Below are 1,243 nucleotides of genomic sequence, written 5' to 3'. Positions count from 1 at the left end.
TGTACTGCGAGAACTCGGCCTGCCCGAAGGTGACCTTCGCCGAGCAGGTGCCGGGGCTGACCGTGCGCTACCAGCGGCGCACCCCGCTGTTGCAGCACCTGGTCGAGGCCGTCGGTGTGGTGCTGGCCGGCCGGGGTGGCGCCCGGATGCTGCGCGTCCTGGGCGTCGCGCTCTCGCGGTGCACCGTGCTCTCCCATCTGATGCGGGCGCCACTGCCGCCGCTGGTCACACCCCGGCTACTGGGGGTGGATGACTTCGCGCTCTACGGCGACACCTACGGCACCCTCCTGGTCGACGCCACCACCCGTCTCCCGCTGACGCTCTGGGAGGGCAGGGACGCCGAACAGCTGAGCCGATGGCTGCGCGGGCATCCCGGTGTCGAGATCGCCTGCCGCGACGGCTCACTCACCTACCGGCAGGGCATCGCCGACGGTGCCCCCGATGCTGTCCAGGTCAGCGACCGCTTCCATCTGTGGCAGGGCCTGTCCCGGCGCGTTCAGGAAGTCGCTGCAGCCCACCGCGGTTGCCTGCCCGCCGCGCTCCCCGCCCCCGATCCCGCCGAACCGGAGCCCGCTGAGGCAGTGGGCGCCGATTCCGAGCCGGTGGACACTCCGGCCGGCCGACACGCACGGCGGCTGTTCGAAGCCGTGCACGCACTGACCGATGCCGGTCGTCCTTACAGCGCCACAGCCCGTGAGCTCGGCCTGGACCGCCGCACGGTACGCAAGTACGCCCGGGCCCGCACCTGGCACGAGGTCATGCGCCGCGCTCCCCGACGCCCGTCCACCCTGGATCCTTACCTCGACTACCTGCAGCAACGCTGGGACGAGGGCGAACACAACGCGAAGATCCTTCATCAGGAACTCCTGGGCAAGGGCTACCTGGGGCACTACCAGCGCGTGAAGATGGCTCTCGCACCCCTCAGGCGTGGCCTGCCCCTGGACGAGCCCCGCGAACGGCCGCCTTCCCCACGCGAAGCCGCACGCTGGATCATCACCGCCCCCGACCGGCACGGCCCGCAAACCGCTGAGCGTCTGCGCCGGCTGCTCGAACACTGCCCGGAACTCCGACGTACCCGTGACCTGGTCCGCGAGTTCGCCGCGATGCTCGACACCCGCGATGCCACACCGCTGCCGGACTGGCTCGAACAACTCGCCAACAGCGGACTGGCGCCCCTCGCCGGTATCGCCACTGCCCTGCTCGAAGACCAACATGCGGTCACCCAGGGAATCACCACCCTTTA

Annotated in this window: 1 protein-coding gene; it reads left to right on the top strand. The window is 70.5% G+C overall.

The genetic code is table 11. The annotated features are described in order from the left end of the window. A partial coding sequence (locus ABZW30_RS47065; protein WP_355677505.1) for an ISL3 family transposase occupies window positions 1-1,243 on the top strand: 1,243 nt, incomplete at both ends.

The sequence above is a fragment of the Kitasatospora sp. NPDC004669 genome (assembly GCF_040609455.1).
Taxonomy (GTDB): domain Bacteria; phylum Actinomycetota; class Actinomycetes; order Streptomycetales; family Streptomycetaceae; genus Kitasatospora.
The sequence above is the reverse complement of the archived record's forward strand: the minus strand, read 5'-3'. Positions and strand labels throughout refer to the sequence as shown.